15 protein-coding genes and 1 pseudogene are annotated in these 19,483 nt (G+C 52.3%); all 16 read left to right on the top strand.

Going from position 1 to position 19,483, the window contains the following annotated elements:
- Nucleotides 1–7: 7 nt before the first annotated feature.
- The 16 genes and pseudogenes from C173_RS09445 (at nucleotide 8) to C173_RS09370 (ending at nucleotide 19,469) form a co-directional block, all read left to right on the top strand.
- Nucleotides 8–988 carry a ketopantoate reductase family protein gene (locus tag C173_RS09445; protein WP_036724293.1) on the top strand — a complete coding sequence of 327 codons (981 nt, stop codon included), beginning with the start codon at nucleotides 8–10 and terminating at the stop codon, nucleotides 986–988.
- A gap of 6 nt (nucleotides 989–994) precedes the next feature.
- A complete protein-coding gene (locus tag C173_RS09440) occupies nucleotides 995–1,381 on the top strand; it encodes a DUF3397 domain-containing protein (RefSeq protein WP_036690228.1) in 387 nt (128 codons plus the stop codon).
- Between the two features lie 150 nt (nucleotides 1,382–1,531).
- On the top strand, nucleotides 1,532–3,250 hold the full coding sequence (locus C173_RS09435; protein ID WP_036724292.1) for a peptide ABC transporter substrate-binding protein: 1,719 nt from the start codon (nucleotides 1,532–1,534) through the stop codon (nucleotides 3,248–3,250).
- 226 nt (nucleotides 3,251–3,476) lie between these two features.
- Nucleotides 3,477–4,409 (top strand): ABC transporter permease, encoded by a 933-nt coding sequence (locus C173_RS09430; RefSeq protein ID WP_036724388.1) that lies wholly within the window; start codon nucleotides 3,477–3,479, stop codon nucleotides 4,407–4,409.
- 3 nt (nucleotides 4,410–4,412) lie between these two features.
- Nucleotides 4,413–5,360, top strand: a complete 948-nt coding sequence (locus tag C173_RS09425; RefSeq protein WP_036724290.1) for an ABC transporter permease — start codon at nucleotides 4,413–4,415, stop codon at nucleotides 5,358–5,360.
- Between the two features lie 25 nt (nucleotides 5,361–5,385).
- Nucleotides 5,386–5,918: pseudogene (locus tag C173_RS35650) on the top strand (peptide ABC transporter ATP-binding protein); the annotation flags it as partial.
- 8 nt (nucleotides 5,919–5,926) lie between these two features.
- On the top strand, nucleotides 5,927–6,847 hold the full coding sequence (locus C173_RS09415) for an ABC transporter ATP-binding protein (RefSeq protein ID WP_036724386.1): 921 nt from the start codon (nucleotides 5,927–5,929) through the stop codon (nucleotides 6,845–6,847).
- A 194-nt stretch (nucleotides 6,848–7,041) separates the two neighbouring features.
- Nucleotides 7,042–8,673, top strand: coding sequence for a bacillithiol biosynthesis cysteine-adding enzyme BshC (gene bshC, locus C173_RS09410; protein WP_036724289.1), 1,632 nt, complete (start codon nucleotides 7,042–7,044; stop codon nucleotides 8,671–8,673).
- A gap of 25 nt (nucleotides 8,674–8,698) precedes the next feature.
- Entirely contained in the window at nucleotides 8,699–9,970 is a 1,272-nt protein-coding gene (locus C173_RS09405; RefSeq protein ID WP_036724288.1) for an adenosylhomocysteinase, read from the top strand.
- A 209-nt stretch (nucleotides 9,971–10,179) separates the two neighbouring features.
- On the top strand, nucleotides 10,180–10,617 hold the full coding sequence (gene mraZ / locus C173_RS09400; protein WP_036724286.1) for a division/cell wall cluster transcriptional repressor MraZ: 438 nt from the start codon (nucleotides 10,180–10,182) through the stop codon (nucleotides 10,615–10,617).
- A gap of 39 nt (nucleotides 10,618–10,656) precedes the next feature.
- Nucleotides 10,657–11,610, top strand: coding sequence for a 16S rRNA (cytosine(1402)-N(4))-methyltransferase RsmH (gene rsmH, locus C173_RS09395; RefSeq protein WP_036724285.1), 954 nt, complete (start codon nucleotides 10,657–10,659; stop codon nucleotides 11,608–11,610).
- Between the two features lie 23 nt (nucleotides 11,611–11,633).
- The gene (locus C173_RS09390; protein ID WP_036724284.1) at nucleotides 11,634–12,032 is read left to right on the top strand and encodes a hypothetical protein; all 399 of its coding nucleotides are present in this window, start codon (nucleotides 11,634–11,636) and stop codon (nucleotides 12,030–12,032) included.
- 42 nt (nucleotides 12,033–12,074) lie between these two features.
- On the top strand, nucleotides 12,075–14,306 hold the full coding sequence (locus C173_RS09385; RefSeq protein WP_036724282.1) for a penicillin-binding transpeptidase domain-containing protein: 2,232 nt from the start codon (nucleotides 12,075–12,077) through the stop codon (nucleotides 14,304–14,306).
- Nucleotides 14,307–14,396: 90 nt separating this feature from the next.
- The gene (locus C173_RS09380; RefSeq protein ID WP_036724385.1) at nucleotides 14,397–16,325 is read left to right on the top strand and encodes a stage V sporulation protein D; all 1,929 of its coding nucleotides are present in this window, start codon (nucleotides 14,397–14,399) and stop codon (nucleotides 16,323–16,325) included.
- 247 nt (nucleotides 16,326–16,572) lie between these two features.
- Nucleotides 16,573–18,060: a UDP-N-acetylmuramoyl-L-alanyl-D-glutamate--2,6-diaminopimelate ligase gene (locus tag C173_RS09375; RefSeq protein ID WP_036724281.1), complete on the top strand. Its 1,488-nt coding sequence runs from the start codon at nucleotides 16,573–16,575 to the stop codon at nucleotides 18,058–18,060.
- Nucleotides 18,060–19,469, top strand: a complete 1,410-nt coding sequence (locus C173_RS09370; RefSeq protein ID WP_327196442.1) for a UDP-N-acetylmuramoyl-tripeptide--D-alanyl-D-alanine ligase — start codon at nucleotides 18,060–18,062, stop codon at nucleotides 19,467–19,469. The genes C173_RS09375 and C173_RS09370 overlap by 1 nt, the downstream gene beginning before the upstream one ends.
- The last annotated feature ends 14 nt before the right edge of the window (nucleotides 19,470–19,483 follow it).

The following is a 19,483-nucleotide window of genomic DNA, read 5'->3' as shown; positions in this document are numbered from 1 at the left end:
AGGGTTAGTGAGAATAGATGTGATAGGTGCGGGGTCACTGGGGCTGCTGCTTGCAGGGCGGCTGATCGCCGGTGGGGCTGAAGTACGGATATGGTGCAGGGGGGAAGAGCAGAGCAGGGCACTATCCGAACGGGGGCTGACTGTCAGCTATGAAGATGGCAGGGAGGCAACACAGCTTCCAGGCGGGAGTTTCTCCGCTGCACCGGTAGAAGAATATACACAGCGTCAGCTCGCCGAGCCCGGGGAGGTTACGCTGTTAACGGTCAAGCAGAAGGTGCTTCATGAGGCTCTGCCTGAGATTCTCCTGCCGCTCAGAGACAGAGAGCTTGTAATCATAGGCTTTCAGAACGGCTGCGGACATCTGGAATTGCTCAGGGGGCTGCTGCCGCAATCATCCATCTGGGCGGCTGTAACGACAGAGGCGGCAAAGAGGAAAACATTAACAGAGGTTATTCATGCCGGCAAAGGGGAAATATGTATAGGGAAGAGCAGCTCTCCTATAAATATTCATGAAACTGACCGGCAGGCATCTGAGCCTGCGGCGATAATTAGTTTCATAGAAGCTCTTGCCTCAGCAGGATTTCACGCTTCTCTGTCGAAAGAAGTGGATACCATCATTTACCGGAAGCTTCTGATCAATGCTGTCATTAATCCTCTAACCGCCATTTGGCGGGTCCGGAACGGCGAATTACTGGCCTCCGCTGCACGTGTACAGCTTATGAAGGAACTGTATACAGAGGCAGCCGGGATATTAGAGGCCTGCGGGATTTCCCTGGAGCACGGTGCCTGGGAGGCCATTCTTGAAGTGTGCCGCGCGACCTCGGGCAATACATCATCGATGCTTGCTGATGTACTTGCTGCAAGGGAGACGGAAATCCGCTGGATTAACGGAAGCATTGTAGATATGGGGCTGCGGCAGGGCGTTCAGGCTCCGCTGCACCGCTGGATCTGCGGACTGGTAGAAGGCATGACTGTGAGGGAGGGGTGAGGCTGTTTGGAATTTCTCCGGAATTCGTTCGGCGTGTTAAGCGTTATTCCGATTGTTCCTTTTTTGATTGTGTATTTCGCAGGAATCGGGCTGAGGCATGATAAGAGGAAAACGATGATGCTGGCGATGGACGTAACTACTTTATTTTTATTGCTGTCAGTTTCGGGACTGTTTAATATTATTTTTGACTCAACCTTTGGATTCTTTCTTATACTACTTATTGTATTAATATCCGCCGGACTGATTGGCGGCGCGCAAAACCGCCTCAAAGGAGGGGTGGACGGAAAACGGTTACTTCGTGCTGTGTGGCGGCTTTCTTTCTTTTTCCTGGGCGTAGGTTACGTATTATTTATGGTGGTAGGCCTCATTCAATACATATCACAAGCGATGTAACGTTCCATTGCTCCGGTGAAGCGTCAACGTCACAAAATTTTAAAGAATTAAAAAAAACTCGTTTTCAGAAAATATTGCTCTAGATTTTTTTGACCACTGGTTGTATAATCATAAACCATATACCACATTCTATTTAGGGGGAACTGCTAGATGAAGAAGAGTAAAAGTCTATTGCTCATGATTGCAATAGTTCTGGTGATCGGCACAGTGCTTGCTGGCTGCGGCGGAAACAAGAACAATGCGAACAGCGGCACCAATGCAGCGGCGACGACTGCACCAGAGGGCAGCACGAACACAGGAACAACAGGTGACGAGAAGCTGGCTGCTGACCAGACACTTAGAGTCAACCTGACTGCAGAACCACCTACGTTTAACCCTGCACAAGCTCAGGACAGCCAAGCCAACACCGTCCTGAAGACAATGTATGAAGGCTTGACCCGCATGAATGATGAAACTGGCCAAGCTGAGCCAGGTATTGCCGAGAAGTGGGATATTTCCGCTGACGGACTGGTATATACGTTCCACCTGCGTGATGCGCAGTGGAGCAACGGTGACCCTGTAGAGGCTGCTGACTTCGTTCGCGCATGGAAAATCGTGCTCGACCCTAACACAGATCCTACTGCACCTTACGCTTATCAATTGTACTACCTGAAGAACGCTGAAGAATATTATGGAAAGAAAATTACAGATTTCAGTCAAGTGGGCGTAAAAGCTGTAGATGCGAAAACTCTTGAAGTTACGCTGAAAGCTCCAACTCCTTACTTCCTTGGACTTCTGTCCTTCTATACTTATTACCCTGTACACAAATCCGTTGAGGGTAATGCTAAATGGGCTACAAGCAAAGACACTATGATCACTAACGGCGCGTTCACACTGACTGAGTGGACTACCGGCCAATCCCTGCAAGTAAGCAAGAACGATAAATACTGGGATGCTGCCAACATCAAGCTGGCTAAAATCGACTTCTCCCTGGTTAACAGTGGAGCAACTGAACTCTTGAGCTACAAGAACGGCGAGCTTGACCGCGCTGGTGCACCTCACGGTGAAATCCCGCAAGAACAGGTGCCAATCGTACAGAAAGAGCTTCCTAACGAATTCCAGAGAAAAGGTATCGCAAGTACCTACTACTATGAATTCAACATCACCGAAAAACCGTTCAATAACGTTAAAATCCGTAAAGCATTGGCTATGACTGTTAACCGTCAATCGCTGATTGACAACGTAGCACAGGGCGGACAACTTCCGGCATTCGGGTATGTACCTCCAGGTATCGCGGGCGCTGACGGTGAATACCGTACTGCAGTTAAAGACGATTACTTCAAAGAAGATACAGAAGAAGCTAAAAAATTGCTGGCAGAAGGTCTTGCTGAAGAAGGCCTGACTGCACTGCCACCGGTTGAATTGTCTTACAACACAAGTGAAGGCCACAAGAAAATTGCTTTGGCTGTAGCTGATATGTGGAAAAAAGCTCTGGATATCACTGTTAACACGGTGAACCAGGAGTGGGCAGTATTCATCGACAACCGTCAGAACCTGAACTACCAGATCGCACGTGCCGGCTGGACTGCGGATTACAATGATCCAATGACCTTCCTGGATATGTGGGTAACAGGCGGCGGTAACAATGATACTGGTTATGCTAACCCTGAGTACGATAAGCTGATCCAAGAAGCCAAAACAAGCTCTGATCTGGCAAAACGCCAAGAATTGTTTGCTAAGGCTGAGAAAATGATCATTCAGGATGACATGATCCTGATTCCGTTCTACTACTACACCAACAACTCCCTGACTAAAGAGTACCTCAAAGGTGTAACTCTTGACTTCAGCGGTGCAATTGACTTCACTCGCGCTTACCTGCTCGAGCACTAAGAATGACAGAACCTTCAGCTTATATAACTGAATAGTGATAGTCTGAAGGGAGCTTTACACTTCGGGATATATATGTGGAATTCCATATATATCCCTTTTTTTTGCATTTCGGGCATTTTGTTAAACATTTCACGAACTTACAAAATAAGAAATTAGACAAATGGCCATTTTTTTCATAAAATCTAATTATGTGTCTTAAAAAAAGTCAAAGGAGGTGTTGATGGGGATGGTTCGTTATATTGCCAATAAGTTTTTCTATATGCTTGTCTCGCTGTTTGTGCTGATTTCAGCGACCTTTTTTCTGATGAAAGCTATTCCGGGGGACCCGTTTACTTCTGAAAAGAAGATTCCACCAGAAATAAAAGCGCGTTTATACGAGCAATATGGATTGGACAAGCCGCTCTATCATCAATATTTTAAGTATTTGGGTGAAATCGCCCAGGGCGATCTGGGTGTATCCATGAAGCGTCTGAATCAGGATGTAACACATCTGATCGGTCAGACATTCTCGGCGTCTCTGAAGCTGGGGCTTATCGCAATTCTTGTGTCGGTTATTGTCGGAGTCTTCCTCGGCATGATGGCGGCACTCTATCACCGCAAGTTTATTGACAGTGCAGCAATGGTGCTGGCGGTGCTGGGGATTGCGGTTCCGAGCTTTGTAGTCGCCTCGCTGCTGCAGTATGTGTTCGCCTACAAATTTCATATGTTCCCGGTCTCCGGGTTCAAAGGGCCGATGTATTATGTCTTGCCTGTAACCGCGTTATCGGCGCAGCCTATAGCCTTCATAGCGAGGCTGACGCGCTCCAGTATGCTGGAGGTCCTGCATGCAGATTACATCAAGACAGCTAAGGCGAAAGGCCTAAGCTGGGCAGCCATCTTGAGCCGCCACGTGCTGCGTAACGGAATTCTGCCGGTGGTAACCTATATGGGACCTATGACGGCTAACATCGTAACCGGTTCGGTCGTTATTGAGCAGATCTTCGGTGTCGGCGGGATCGGCAAGCAATTTGTCGAAGCGATTGGCGTCCGTGATTATACCGTTATTATGGGGATTACCATCTTCTATGGTGTACTGCTTATGGTAGCGCGGTTTATCACTGACATTGCTTATGTGTTTATAGATCCGCGTATCAAACTATCTGGCGGAAAGGAGGGCTAACGAGTGGCTTCTGATAAAAACTTGGTATCGCAGGATGCGAACCTGAAACCGGAAGATTTCCGTAAGGTCGGAGTTGATGAACGGCAGGCTGAAGTCATTCAGCGCGAAAGTCTGTCCGCCTGGCGGGATTCCTGGGAACGTCTGCGCCAGAATAAAATGGCAATGACAGCTCTGGGGGTTCTTGGACTGATTGTACTGGCTGCAATAATTGCGCCGTTCTTCTCAAAGTTCAATTACTACTCTAACGATTTGCTCAACACGAATAAGCCCCCATCATCCGACCACTGGTTCGGTACAGATGATCTGGGACGCGATATCTTTGTCCGTACCTGGTACGGCGCACGAATCTCACTGATTGTCGGCCTTGCCGCTGCTGCCATTGACCTTTTCATTGGGGTCATCTACGGCGGAATCATGGGTTACTTCGGTGGCCGTGTAGACAATATCATGAATAAGATCTCTGAAATTCTGTACTCCATTCCATACCTGCTGGTAGTTATCCTGCTGCTGGTCGTACTTGAACCAAGCCTTGGTACCATTATCCTGGCGCTGACGATAACGGGCTGGATTACGATGTCCTGGATTGTGCGCGGGGAGATTATGCAGCTGAAGAACCGTGAGTTCGTATTGGCTTCGCGTTCGATGGGTGCAGGGTCCAAGCGTCTGCTGTTCAAGCATCTTTTGCCGAATGCTGTAGGACCGATTATTGTAACGATTACGCTGTCCGTGCCGAATGCCATCTTTGCCGAAGCGTTCCTGAGCTTCCTCGGTCTTGGTGTACAGGCCCCGGTAGCTTCACTCGGTTCGATGATCAATGACTCGCTGACCGGCTGGCTTTACTATCCGTGGCGTTTCCTGTTCCCTGCGATTCTTATCAGTTTAACGATGCTTTCCTTTAATATTTTTGGTGACGGCCTGCGTGATGCGCTTGATCCTAAGCTGAAGAAATAGATATTAACAATGGTGGAACCCATGCGGCAAAGATATTGGCATGATATTTCAAGACCCGATGACTTCTTTGAACCCAATGATCCAAGTGGGCAATCAGATAACCGAAGTTTTGATTAACATCAGAATATGCTAGCGGCCGAAGCGAATCATTAAGCTGTTGAAATGCTGAAGCTAGTAGGCATTATGAAAGCGTAGGCTCGCTTTAACCAATATCCCCACGAATTCTCCGGCGAAGTGCAGCAATTCGCTTGGGATCTCCATCATCCTGAATACACTGAACCCCGGCGTAGTTGCCGGGACGGTTATCGTAATACACCAAGGGTCTTGTGCGGCATGGCAGCACAAGACCCGAAGAAGGGCGAGCAGGTGATTCCGATCACTTCAGCTTCCCCGGATCTGATTAAGCCGCCGGTCGGTTATCCGTTCACAGCGTACTGCAGCGAAGCAGTGCCTCCTGTGAAGGAGTTGATTGATCCCGGCATCACAGAGTTCAGTGATACGCTTATAGCGCGCTGCTGGAATCTGCATTCGATGGCCAAGGAGGTGCAGTTCGTTTGAGTAAGAATCTGAGCAAGAATCTGATTGAAGTAGAAGGTCTTAAGAAATATTTCAATGTGGGCAAAGGAAGAGTTCTTAAGGCAGTTGATAATATTAGCTTCTCGATCCGTGAAGGCGAAACCCTGGGGATGGTAGGGGAGTCCGGCTGCGGCAAGACTACTGCCGGCCGCACAGTTCTCCGCTTGTATGAACCGACTGCGGGAAGCGTGAAATACAATGGTACAGATATCTACAAATTGTCCGGCGGCAAGATGAAGGCTATGCGCCGTGATATGCAAATGATTTTCCAGGACCCGTATGCCTCGCTTAACCCGCGGTTCACGGTGTCTGATATCATCGGTGAAGCACTGGATATTCACAATCTGGCTGGAAGCCGGCAGGAACGCAAGAAGCGGATTGAAGAGCTGCTGGATATGGTTGGACTTAACCATGACCATGCCACCCGTTATCCGCATGAGTTCTCCGGCGGACAACGTCAGCGTATCGGGATTGCCCGTTCGCTCGCCGTGAACCCTAAGTTCATCGTCTGTGACGAGCCGATCTCGGCACTCGACGTATCCATCCAGGCGCAGGTCGTTAACCTGCTGAAGGAGCTGCAGGATCGTCTTGGACTTACTTATCTCTTCATCGCGCATGACTTGTCCATGGTTAAGCATATCAGTGACCGTGTGGCCGTTATGTACCTGGGCAAAATGGTAGAGCTGGCGGAAAGCGAAGAGTTGTATGCTAATCCGATCCATCCATATACCAAATCTCTGCTCTCGGCGATTCCGGTTCCAGACCCAGAGGTTGAAGCGAACAAAAAACGCATTCATCTGCATGATGAGCTGGGCAGCCCGATTTATGCGGCCGGCGAGAAAACAAATGACAGCGATTATGAACTGGTTGAAGTGTCCAAGGGACATTTCGTAGCCAAGCAATTTGCCTAAACTTAAAAGGGCAAGTAGAACGTAGGCGGGAGCATTCAGCTCTCGCCTATTCTTTCGATTTACGGATATCCTTCATAAGGATGGCGTATATTACTTTGACGCCGCACCCAACTTTGGATACAATCATAAAGGGTTTACCGATTTATGAATTACATATAGCAGCGGGTTATTGCAGAACAAGGAGGCCATTATCGATGAATGTTGTACCGGAACCACTGCCGGGCGGATCTGCGCTCGCCAGTGACTATATACATCAATACGAAACAGTAGGACATTTGTATGGCGGGGACTTCCGCAGCCCGGAGAGCCGGGCTGAACGCGCAGTGTGGCTTGATCGTACAGGAAGCTTGCGGGCAGACCGTGCAGAGGTTGTGTCGTACCTGCGCAGCTACAACGGGAAACACAATACCCATGAAGCCGTCCTCCGCTCGATAGAATTGCTGGAACAGCCGGATACCCTGGTAGTGACAGGCGGCCAGCAGAGCGGTTTGTTCACAGGCCCTCTATTCGTGGTCTATAAGGCCATTACTACGATTCAGGCAGCCAAGGAGGCAGCGGCCCAGCTTGGCCGGCCGGTCGTTCCGCTGTTCTGGATTGCGGGTGAGGATCATGACTGGGATGAGGTCAATCATACGTATGTGCTGAACCGGACAGGCGAAATTACCCGCATTAAGCTGGATAAAGGCGAAGGTCCCCGGTCCTCGGTCAGCGAGATCCAGGTAGATACCGAGAGCTGGCTTCAGGCGGTTACGCAGCTGGACGGCTTATTGCAGGACAGTGAATTCAAACCGCAGCTGATGGAACTGGTTACGGCTGCATCCACGGCCGCCGGGAATATGACGGAGGCGTTTGCCAAGCTGATGGGATCTTTGTTCGGCAAATTCGGACTGATTCTGCTGGATTCGGCCGATCCTGCCCTGCGCAGGCTGGAAGCGCCCATGTTCGCATCAATGATTGAGCGCAATGACGAGCTGGAGGCAGCTTATCTTGCCGCAGCTGAACGGATTACGGCCAGCGGATATGAGCTGCAGGCCGATGTGACGCCCGGCAATGCGAATCTTTTCTATATTCATGAAGGTGCAAGGCTTCTGCTCCATAAGGTAGAGGGACGGTTCGCAGACCGGAAGGCTACGGTCTCGTTCTCGCGTTCTGAGCTGCTGGAGCTGCTGGAGAGCCATCCCGAACGGTTCAGCAACAATGTGTTAACCCGTCCGCTGATGCAGGATTATGTACTTCCTGTACTCGCTACGGTGCTTGGACAAGGGGAAATGGCTTACTGGGCGATTCCGCATCAAGCCTTCAGGGTGCTGGACGGACAGATGCCGCTGATTATTCCGCGCATGTCTTTTACAGTGATTGAGGGAACGCTTCGCAAGCATATGGATAAATACGGCTTGTCCTTCACGGATGTGCAGACGGGTCTGGATGATAAACGCAAAGCGTGGCTGAACGCTCAGGATGAGCTGAAGCTCGAAGACAAATTTGAAGAGATCAAGACGGCCTTCTCCGGGATGTATGAGCCGCTGATCGAGCAGCTTGGCAGCATTCAGGCAGGTCTGCTGAAGCTGGGTGGCAATAACAAGGATAAGATTATCGACCAGATCTCCTTCCTGCAGGGCAAAGCTCTGGATGCGATGGAGAAGCAGAATGAGGCTGCACTTCGCCAGTGGGAACGGATCGAGCTATCGCTAATGCCGCTGGGTAAGCTTCAGGAGCGTGTCTATAATATGATGTATTATCTGAACCGGTACGGGCTGGAATGGCTGGAGGAATTGATGGCTGTGCCTGCTGACTACAGCGGAACACACCGTATTATTTATATGTAAGCAAATTATTCTAGGGGGTCCTACCATGAGTTCATTATCCAAGCAAAACAGTATTGTTGCCGATATGTCGCTTGCACCCGAGGGGCATCTCAAAATCGACTGGGTTCGCCAGCATATGCCGGTACTGAACCGTATCCGTGAGCAGTTCGAAGCAGAGCAGCCGTTCAAGGGGCTCAAGGTATCGATCACCCTTCACCTGGAAGCTAAGACCGCTTATCTGGCCAAGGTAGTGCAGGCTGGTGGCGCTGAGGTAACAATTACAGGGTCCAACCCGTTATCTACCCAGGATGATGTGTGTGCTGCACTCGTTGAGGATGGCATTACCGTATTTGCCAAGTACAATCCTTCTCCGGAAGAGTTCAAGGCACTGAACATCCGGGCACTGGAGAGCAAGCCGGATCTCATTATCGATGACGGCGGCGATTTCGCCACTCTGCTGCACTCCGAGCGCCCCGACCTGATGGAGAATATCCGCGGGGGAGCTGAGGAGACAACGACCGGTATTATCCGACTGAAGGCGCTGCAGAAGCAGGGCATGCTGAAATTCCCGATGGTGGCGGTAAATGACGCTTATTGCAAATATTTGTTCGATAACCGTTACGGTACAGGACAGTCGGCATGGGACGGTATCGTCCGCACCACCAACCTGATTGTGGCCGGCAAGACCGTGGTTGTGGTGGGCTACGGCTGGTGCGGTAAAGGTGTAGCAATGCGGGCCAAGGGTCTTGGAGCGAATGTGATTGTAACGGAAGTGGATGCGATCAAGGCGGTAGAAGCCCACATGGACGGATTCCATGTCATGCCGATGCTGGAAGCTGCGAAGCAGGGTGATTTCTTCGTTACAGTCACAGGTAACCGGTATGTGATCCGCGGTGAGCATTATGATGTGATGAAGGATGGCGCGATTCTCTGCAATGCCGGACATTTCGATGTGGAAGTCAACAAGCCGGAACTGGCCGAGCGCTCGGTGTCCCAGCGGACGGTGCGCAAGAACATCGAAGAGTATCAGCTGAAGGATGGACGCAAGCTGTACCTCCTGGCTGAAGGACGTCTGGTGAATCTTGGCGCAGCTGATGGTCATCCGGCAGAGATTATGGATACCACCTTCGCACTTCAGGCATTGTCCCTTAAATATGTGAATGACAATTATAAGAGCATTGGTGTCAAAGTGGAGAATGTTCCCTATGAGCTGGATGAGCAGGTAGCGCGCTACAAGCTGGAAAGTCTGGGGATTGCCATCGACAGCCTGACACAGGCGCAAGTCGAGTATCTGGACAGCTGGAATCTGAACGACTAAGGATATGGATCTGCACGAGCCCGGAGCCAATCACATTGGCCCGGGCTTTTACGTGTCCGCAGGAGATGCAAGAATAGCCTCTTGACAAACAAGAAAAAATTACCTTGCTCCGGAAAAAGGTTTTTGATTTTTAATGGCGAATCTATTATGCTTAGGTGGTGAAAAGTGGGGCAAAGTGGGGACTCGGGATGTAGAGGTGGGAATAGATCATGTTTATGGGGGAATACCAGCATACCATTGACGATAAAGGACGGATCATTATCCCGGCCAAATTCCGTGACATGCTCGGAACCTCCTTCGTGGCGACCCGCGGCCTGGACTCCTGCCTGTTTGTTTATCCCATGGAAGAATGGGGAATCATGGAGCAAAAGCTTAAAAGCCTTTCACTGATGAAATCGGATGCCCGTGCCTTCAGCCGCTTTTTTTTCTCGGGAGCGACTGAGTGTGTATGGGACAAGCAAGGCAGGGTGAATCTGCCGGGAAACTTGCGGCAATATGCCAAGCTGGACAAGGACTGTGTTATTCTGGGCGTTTCGAACCGGGTGGAGATCTGGAACAAGGAGCTATGGGAGCAGTACTTCGAACAGTCAGAGGAATCGTTCAACGAAATCGCCGAGAAATTGGTGGATTTCAATTTTGATCTATAAAACATAACATTTCGAATTACTGCCTTGGAGGGATGCAGCTTGTTTCACCACATCACGGTACTAAAAGAAGAAGCGACAGAAGGGCTGCACATCAAGAAGGATGGCCTATATGTAGATTGTACGCTCGGGGGAGCCGGGCACAGCGCCCTTATCGCATCCAAGCTTAGCGGCGGGGGACGGCTGATCTGTCTGGATCAGGATGACTGGGCACTGAACAACGCGAAGGAGAGATTGTCCGGATACGGCGACAAGGTGGTGACCGTCAAGACCAACTTCCGCGATCTGGAGCAGGTGCTGAAGGGACTGCCGTTTGTTCCGCAAAAGGACGGAGTTCCCCAAGTAGACGGGATTCTCTTTGATCTGGGGGTATCTTCTCCGCAGTTTGATGAAGGGGAACGAGGCTTCAGCTACAACCATGACGCCCCGCTGGATATGCGAATGGATCAGTCGGCACAGCTGAGTGCAGCAGATATCATTAACACATGGAATGAGCAGGACATTGCCAGGGTGCTTTTCCAATATGGAGAAGAGAAATTCTCACGGCGGATTGCCCGGAAGATTGTAGAGCGCAGGGAAGAACGCCCGGTGGAGACCACCGGAGAGCTGGCCGAGCTGATTAAGGAAGGCATTCCTGCGGCGGCAAGAAGGACCGGAGGACATCCGGCGAAGCGGAGCTTTCAGGGGCTGCGGATTGCCGTCAATGATGAGCTGGGTGCTTTTGAGGAAGGCCTGCATGCTGCTGTACGTTGCCTGGCGCCTGAGGGCAGGGTATCCGTTATTACCTTTCACTCGCTGGAGGACCGGATCTGCAAGCAGATTTTCAGCAGCTATCTAAGCCGTTGCACTTGTCCGCCTGACCTGCCGTACTGTGTATGCGGTGCCGAAGGCACCCTGAAGCTAATTAACCGCAAGCCAATTGTGCCGGGGGAAGAAGAGCTGGAGCTTAACTCGCGTGCCCGTTCAGCCAAGCTGCGTGTCGCAGAGAAATTGTAGATGACGATAAAGGAGAATCAGAGATGGCTTATACCCGCGGAAATTTAGCAGTTCAACCAAAGAGAAAAGAAGAGGCAAACCCGCTGTACCGTGAGAAAACGAAAGTTGTCACCAGGCGCAGAGTGCTGCCGCTGCAAGAGAAGCTTTTGTACATGCTGACGCTGGGAGCCTTTATTCTGGTAGCAGCCTCCCTGATCTGGCGTTACGTCCATATTTACGATTTGAATATGCAGGCCCAGAAGCTGGACAGCGAAATCGCTAAGAATAAAAAACAAATTGCCACCTATCAGATGGAGAAGCAGACGCTGGAGCAGACAATCGTCCCGCGGGCGAAGGAAATGGGCTTTGTGGTCCCTTCTGAGGAATCTACTATCTATGTTCCGCTTAGCAGCCAGGCTACTGACAAAGCCGGTAAAAAATAGCGATGAACGGCAATCGCAATAATAGAGGTTGTGAGGTACCTTATGGTTAAGAGAATCAAACTTCGCACGCTGTTTATAGGAGGGTGTATTACCCTCTTTTTTCTTGTTTTAGTCGCCAGAGTATTCTGGATTCAGGTTCTGCAAGGCAAGGAGTGGCAGGAGACCGCAGCTAAGCAGTGGGCTCATACTTCAACCATCAAGGCCGTCCGCGGGGTGATCGAAGACCGTAACGGCAATGTGCTGGCGAGCGATGTGCCCGCCGAGACTGTAGTCGTCAATCCTAAGGTCATTGCCGAGAAGAAGATCGGCGAAGAGGTGATCCAGGGTCTGCATGAGCTGCTGAACAAACCGGTGGATGAGCTGAAGAAGCTGGTGGAAGCCAAGAATAATGAAGGCGAGTATTTAACCAACCGTGAGATCCGTAATGAAGGCTGGAAGATCGACAAGGACATGGCCGACAAAGTGAGGGCTTTTGTAGACAAGCTAAAGGAAGAACATGATACGCTGGAAACCGGGGTAGGGCTCGTCAGAGAGCAGAAGCGCTATTATCCTAAGGATTCGCTGGCTGCACATATTCTGGGCTATACCGACAGGGACGGCAAAGCGATGATGGGACTGGAAAAGTATCTGGATACACAGCTCGCCGGGGTCGATGGCAAGCTCAATTACCAGAGCGATGGCAAGGGGGTTAAGCTCCCCGATTCCAAGGACACGTTCCAGCCGGTGGTGAACGGCAGTAACTTCAAGCTGACGATCGACAGCACGATTCAGTACTATATTGAAGAGGCGATAAAGAAGGCGAATGCCGAGTACCGGCCGAAGTCGATCAGTGTCATTGCCGCCGATCCCAAGACGATGGAGATCCTGGGGCTGGCGAATACACCAACCTTTAACCCCAATGAATATTATGACCTTAATCAGGACCCGGCGGGCTTCTTCAACCATGCGATCATGACGAGATTCGAGCCGGGTTCAACGTTCAAGATTGTACCGCTGGCGGGTGCTGTGCAGGAGAAGCTGTTCGATCCGAATGCTAAGTTTCAATCCGGCTCCATCCGGATTAAGGGATACAGCAAGCCTATCTTTGATATGAACAGAGCCGGATATGGAACAATTACCTTTTTGGAAGGGGTCAAGCGGTCCAGTAACGTCGCCTTCGTCAAGTTTGGGTATGAGATGCTGGGCAAGGATGGGTTGCTGAAGTATATCAATGATTTTGGTTTTAGTGAGAAGACAGGAATTGATCTTCCGGGCGAAATCACCGGGCTTGTCAACCCGGACCCGAACCGGGCGGTAGAGAATGCTACACTTGCCTACGGTCACGGCAAGCTGCTGGTGACCCCGATTCAGCAGTTGACCGCCATGGCGGCGATTGCGAACGGCGGCAAGCTGCTGGTGCCCCATGTAGTGAAGGAGGTTACCGATCCGAACACCGGCAAGACCACGGTTACTCAGCCGGAGGTTGTGCGGCAGGTGCTCTCCGAAGCAAGTGCAAGGGAGACGGGCAGCTATCTGGAGCAGGTAGTGGCAGATCAGCAGCACGGAACCGGCCGGCATGCCTACATTGAGGGATACCGGGTGGCGGGCAAGACAGGTACGGCGATTAAGCCGGATGGTAAGGGCGGGTATAACCGCGACAAGGTTCGCTCCTCCTTCCTCGGTTACGCACCGGCCAATGACCCGAAGATCGTGGTCTTCGTAACCATTGACGAGCCTGCCGATGCGGCCGGCGGCGGTGCTGCGGCGGGTCCGGTCTTCAAGGATATCGTCTCCCAGGCGCTTCCTTATATGGGCGTGCCCAAAGCGGGAGATGTCACAGGTCCTGCTGACAAGAAGACGGTGAAGGCCGAAGCTGTTGTCCAGCGCAAAGCGCCGGATCTGACCGGCAAGACGGTGAAGGCAGCGAGACAGCTGCTCATTAATCAGGGCTTTGATTTCGAAGCTGTAGGCCAAGGGGCAAATGTGGTCAGTCAGTACCCTGAGAAAGGCACCGCCCTGACCGCCGGGCAGCGGATCTATCTGTTAAGCGAGCAGGGAGAGAATGTGACGCTTCCTGATCTGCGCGGCCAGTCTCTGCGCGATGCCCTGGAGATTCTGAACCTGCTGAAGGTGGGAATCTCCGTTGAGGGAGAAGGCTATGTCACAGAACAGAGCCAGGCCAAGAATAAGGGAAAAACGCAGGTAGCGCTGAAGCTTAGCCCTCTCAATGAATATGGCGAGAATATTCCTGTTGCTTTAGCGGGCGATGCAGAGAAAGAAGAAGCTGCAGAATAACACCCATATAGGCTTGTTCTAACCCCTGTTTGTCCCGAATAGTCATGAAGGTAAGAGATCATGTCTATGAGTGAAAGCGGGGAGAACACAATGAAGGTATCGAAAGTCGTTAGCCGGCGGAGAATGCTGTGGACGCTGCTGGGACTGGCCGTGTTGTTCGGCGCGCTGGCTGTGCGTCTTGCCTATGTACAATTAACCCAGGGTGAGAAGCTGAGCGAGAGGGCCGAGGATTTATGGCGGCGGAACATCCCCTTCACCGCCAAGCGCGGCGAGATCCTGGACAGGGAGGGGGTGGCGCTGGCTTACAACATCAGCTCACCTACGATTTATGCCATTCCTGTACAGGTGAAGGAGAAGGAACAGACCGCGAAGCAGCTGGCTCCGCTGCTCGGCATGACCGAGGAGAAGCTGGTTCAGCTGCTGACCCAAAAGAAGGCCTCAGTGAAACTGCAGCCCGGCGGCCGCAAAATTACGATGGAGCTTGCCGCGAGCATCCGTAATTTGCAGCTGCCGGGCATCGTTGTCGCTGAGGATAACAAACGGTATTATCCCTTCGGGGATCTGGCCGCACATATTCTGGGCTTCACCGGAATTGACAATCAGGGGATTACCGGAATTGAGAGCATCTATGATAAGCTGCTTCAGGGGAGCGCGGGCAATATCTCCTATCTCTCCGATGCGGGAGGCCGGCTGATGCCCGGGTCCTCCGAGAAGTACACCGAGCCGCAGGATGGACTTAGCCTGCAGCTGACTATCGACAAGCAGATTCAATCTATAATGGAACGCGAGCTGGATCAGGCCATGGTGAAATATCAGGCGCAGGGGGCCTGGTCTATTGCCATGGACCCCCGCAATGGCGAGATTCTGGCGATGGCCAGCCGGCCGGGGTATGAGCCGGGCGCTTACCAGGAATACGATGCCGAAGTATATAACCGGAATCTTCCGATCTGGATGACGTATGAGCCGGGTTCCACCTTCAAGATCATCACGCTGGCTGCGGCCTTGCAGGAGGGGAAGGTGGATCTGCAGCATGAGCATTTTTTTGATCCGGGCTACATTGAGGTTGGCGGAGCTAAGCTGCGCTGCTGGAAGAAGGGCGGACACGGAAGCCAGACCTTCCTTGAAGTGGTCGAGAACTCCTGCAACCCGGGATTTGTAGCCTTGGGACAGCGTCTGGGTAAGGATACGCTGTTCAAGTACATCCGGGATTTCGGCTTCGGGAGCAAGACGGGCATTGATTTGAACGGTGAAGCGAACGGAATTCTGTTCAAGCCGGCCCAGGTGGGCCCGGTGGAGCTGGCGACTACTGCATTCGGCCAGGGGGTATCCGTCACGCCAATCCAGCAGATTGCTGCGGTATCGGCAGCCATCAATGGCGGCAAGCTGTATACTCCGCATGTGGCCAAGGCCTGGATTAACCCGGACACCGGGAATGTTGTCTCCGAGACTGAGCCGGAGGAAGTGCGGCAGGTGATCTCGGAGGAGACCTCGAAGAAAGTGCGGGCTGCCCTTGAGAGCGTGGTTGCCAAAGGCACAGGCCGACCGGCATTTATTGACGGCTACCGTGTGGGCGGCAAAACAGGGACAGCACAGAAAGTAATCAACGGCCGGTATTCTCCAACGGAGCATATCGTTTCCTTTATCGGCTTCGCCCCGGCGGATGATCCGCAGATCGTGGTCTATACGGCAGTCGATAACCCGAAGGGAATTCAGTTCGGGGGTGTAGTAGCCGCTCCGATTGTCCAGAATATTCTTGAGGATTCTCTTCTGTATCTGAAGGTTCCAGAGCGTAAGGATCAGCTGCCAAGAACCTATAAATACGGCGAGACCCCGATAGTGACGGTTCCTGATCTTACGGGAGCCACCGTTCAGGATATCTATGAGGATTTGAATATGAATTTCATGCTGGTCCGTTCCGGCACCGGCAACACCGTGATCAATCAGGCTCCGAAGGCGGGGGCAAGAGTGCAGCAGGGCTCTACGATCCGGATTTACATGGGTACGCCAAGTGAACCCTGAAATTTGTTATATAATGATTTAAAAAAATTGAACTTGAAAATATACAGACAGGGAAAAGTGGCGGAAGGGAATTTTGGAGCTGTAGGAGCGGTAGCGTCCGCCTTTGTCACCGGATTTCTACCGCAAGCAGCGGTTTGATTAAGAGAAATCTGGGGACAACAGCGGCCGGAAGCCCAAAACTTCTCTGGAGTCACGGTAATCCCATACTGAAAAACTTACAAGTACAAATGCAGAGTGAGGGATAGGTATGTTAATTAAAGAACTCTCTTCTTGTCTGGCCGCTGCCCATCTATATGGGGACGGAGACATAGAAATTTCGGATTTGCAGGCCGATTCACGCAAGGTGGGTCCGGGCGATCTGTTCATCTGTCTGCCCGGACATACAGTGGACGGACATGATTACGCACCTCAGGCTGCTACCAAGGGCGCGGCTGCCCTGGTCTGCGAACGGAAGCTGGACATTGACCTGCCGCAGATCGTGGTGGATGACTGCCGGTATGCCATGTCTGTGCTGTCCAATGCCTTCTTCGGTTCACCGAGCAGCCGGATGAAGCTGATCGGCATCACCGGTACCAACGGCAAGACCACGACTACGTATCTGATTGAACGGATCATGCAGGATCATGGGGTGAAGACCGGCCTGATCGGTACAATCCAGATGCGGTATGACGGTCAGAGCTATCCGATGTCCGGTACGACACAGGAGTCGCTGGAGCTTCAGCGCAGCCTGAATCATATGGCGCTTAAGGGCGTGCAGTGCTGTGTAATGGAAGTATCCTCCCATGCACTCCAGCAGGGCCGGGTGAAAGGGACCGACTACCGCACCGCGATCTTTACGAATCTGACCCAGGATCACCTGGATTACCACCATACGATGGAGGAGTACCGTGCAGTGAAGGGCTTGTTCTTCTCGCGGCTCGGCAACGTGATCTCCCCGTGGAAGGAAGAACGCAAGTATGCCGTGCTGAATGCTGACGATGAAGCCAGCGCCTATTTTGCCACCCAGACCGCAGCGGAGGTCATTACATATGGTATCGACAAGGCTGCCAATGTCCGGGCCTCGCAAATATCGATCACCGCCAAAGGAACTTTTTTCCACGTGGAGACGTTTAAGGGTGAGACGGATATTTCGCTTCGCATGGTCGGCAAGTTCAACGTCTATAATGCGCTTGCGGCTATTACGGCTGCGCTGCTGGAGGATGTGCCGCTTGCGGACATCAAGGCCAGTCTGGAGTCGGTTGCCGGCGTGGACGGCCGTGTCGAATCGGTGGATGCCGGGCAGGATTTCGCGGTGATCGTTGATTATGCGCATACGCCGGACGGTCTGGAGAATGTGCTGAAGGCGGTATGTGAATTCGCTGCGGGCAAGGTGCTTACTGTCTTCGGCTGCGGCGGGGACCGCGATACGACCAAACGGCCACTCATGGGCAAAATAGCTGCGAAATACAGCGACCATGTGCTAGTCACCTCCGACAACCCGCGGACGGAGGACCCGCTGCAGATTCTGGCTGATATTGAGGCGGGCCTGCGTGAGGATGGCGTGGCGCGTGAGCGCTATGAGATGATTCCGGACCGGAGGGAAGCCATCACAAAAGCTATTGAAATGGCAAGCCCCGGCGATGTAGTATTGATTGCGGGGAAAGGTCATGAGACCTATCAGCTGATCAAGGGAGTCGTTCATGACTTCGATGACCGCATCGTTGCCAAAGAAGTGATAAGGGGCCGAAGCTATTGATTATTAGAACATTGCATAACGTCGCGGAAATGTGCGGAGGAGAGCTGTCCTCGTCCGAAGCTAAGGATATAGAGATTAAGGGAGTCGTAACCGACTCGCGCAAAATATCGCAGGACTGCCTGTTCGTCCCGCTCGTTGGAGAGAACTTCGACGGCCATCACTATGCGGCCGCTTCGCTGGCGGCAGGATCTGCCGCTACCCTCTGGCAGAGGGATAAGGGGCCTGCACCCGCAGGCGGCGGGGTTATTCTGGTAGAGGACACTTTAGCGGCACTGCAGAAGCTGTCCTCCGCCTATTTGGCCGAGGTGGCCCCCCAGGTGGTTGCCGTAACGGGAAGCAACGGCAAGACGACGACCAAGGATATGATTACGGCATTGCTGGAAGTGCAGTACAAGGTACACAAGACCCAAGGGAACTTCAACAATCATATCGGCCTGCCGCTTACGATTCTCTCCATGGACAGCGATGTTGAGATCGCTGTGCTGGAGATGGGCATGAGCTCACGGGGAGAGATCGCCCTGCTGTCTCTGCTCGCTTCTCCTGACGTAGCGGTAATTACCAATGTCGGCGAATCCCATCTGCTTCAGCTTGGCTCCCGCAAGGAGATTGCCAGAGCTAAGCTGGAGATTGTGGACGGACTTCAGCCGGGCGGGCTGCTGATCTATAACGGGGATGAGCCGCTGCTTGCCGAGGTTCTGGCAGAGCCAGGCTTCCGCACGCCTGAAGGGCTGCTAACCTTCCGCTTCGGGCAGTCGGATGACAATGATGATTATCCGACCGGCCTGATGACGCACAGCGGGGGAATGACCTTCACCTCGCTGCAGCATGGGGAGCGGGCCTTCACCCTTCCGCTGCCGGGGCAGCATAATGTAATTAATGCGCTCGCTGCGCTTGCAGTGGCGCGTCATTATAAGGTGACCGATGAGAATATGGCAGAAGGACTAAGCGGCCTCAAGCTGACCGGTATGCGGATTGAGGTTATTCAGGCGGCAAGCGGGCTGGTGCTCTTGAATGATGCCTATAATGCCAGCCCTACGTCCATGAGAGCGGCGATTGATGTGCTGCAGTCCATGAAATGCAGCGGCCGCAGAATCGCGGTGCTGGGGGACATGCTGGAACTCGGGCCGGAGGAGCTTCAGTTCCACCGGCAGATCGGCAGCTATCTCGACCCGGAGCTGACGGATGATGTATTCACCTTCGGGCCGCTGTCGGCGCAGCTTGCGGCGGCGGCCTCGGAGCGGTTCGAGGCCGGGCATATCTATGCTTTTACAGATAAAGAAGCCTTGATCAATGCCTTGACTGCGATGTGCGGCAATGATGATGTTGTGTTGTTCAAAGCATCCAGAGGGATGCGGCTGGAAGAAGTGCTCCACCGCTTGAAAGAACATTCTGAAGCGAATGCTAACTAAGGAGGGGTGTACCC

Source organism: Paenibacillus sp. FSL R7-277 (genome assembly GCF_000517965.1).
In the GTDB taxonomy this organism is placed as follows: domain Bacteria; phylum Bacillota; class Bacilli; order Paenibacillales; family Paenibacillaceae; genus Paenibacillus_AQ; species Paenibacillus_AQ silagei.
This window is presented reverse-complemented; position numbering and strand designations above follow the sequence as displayed.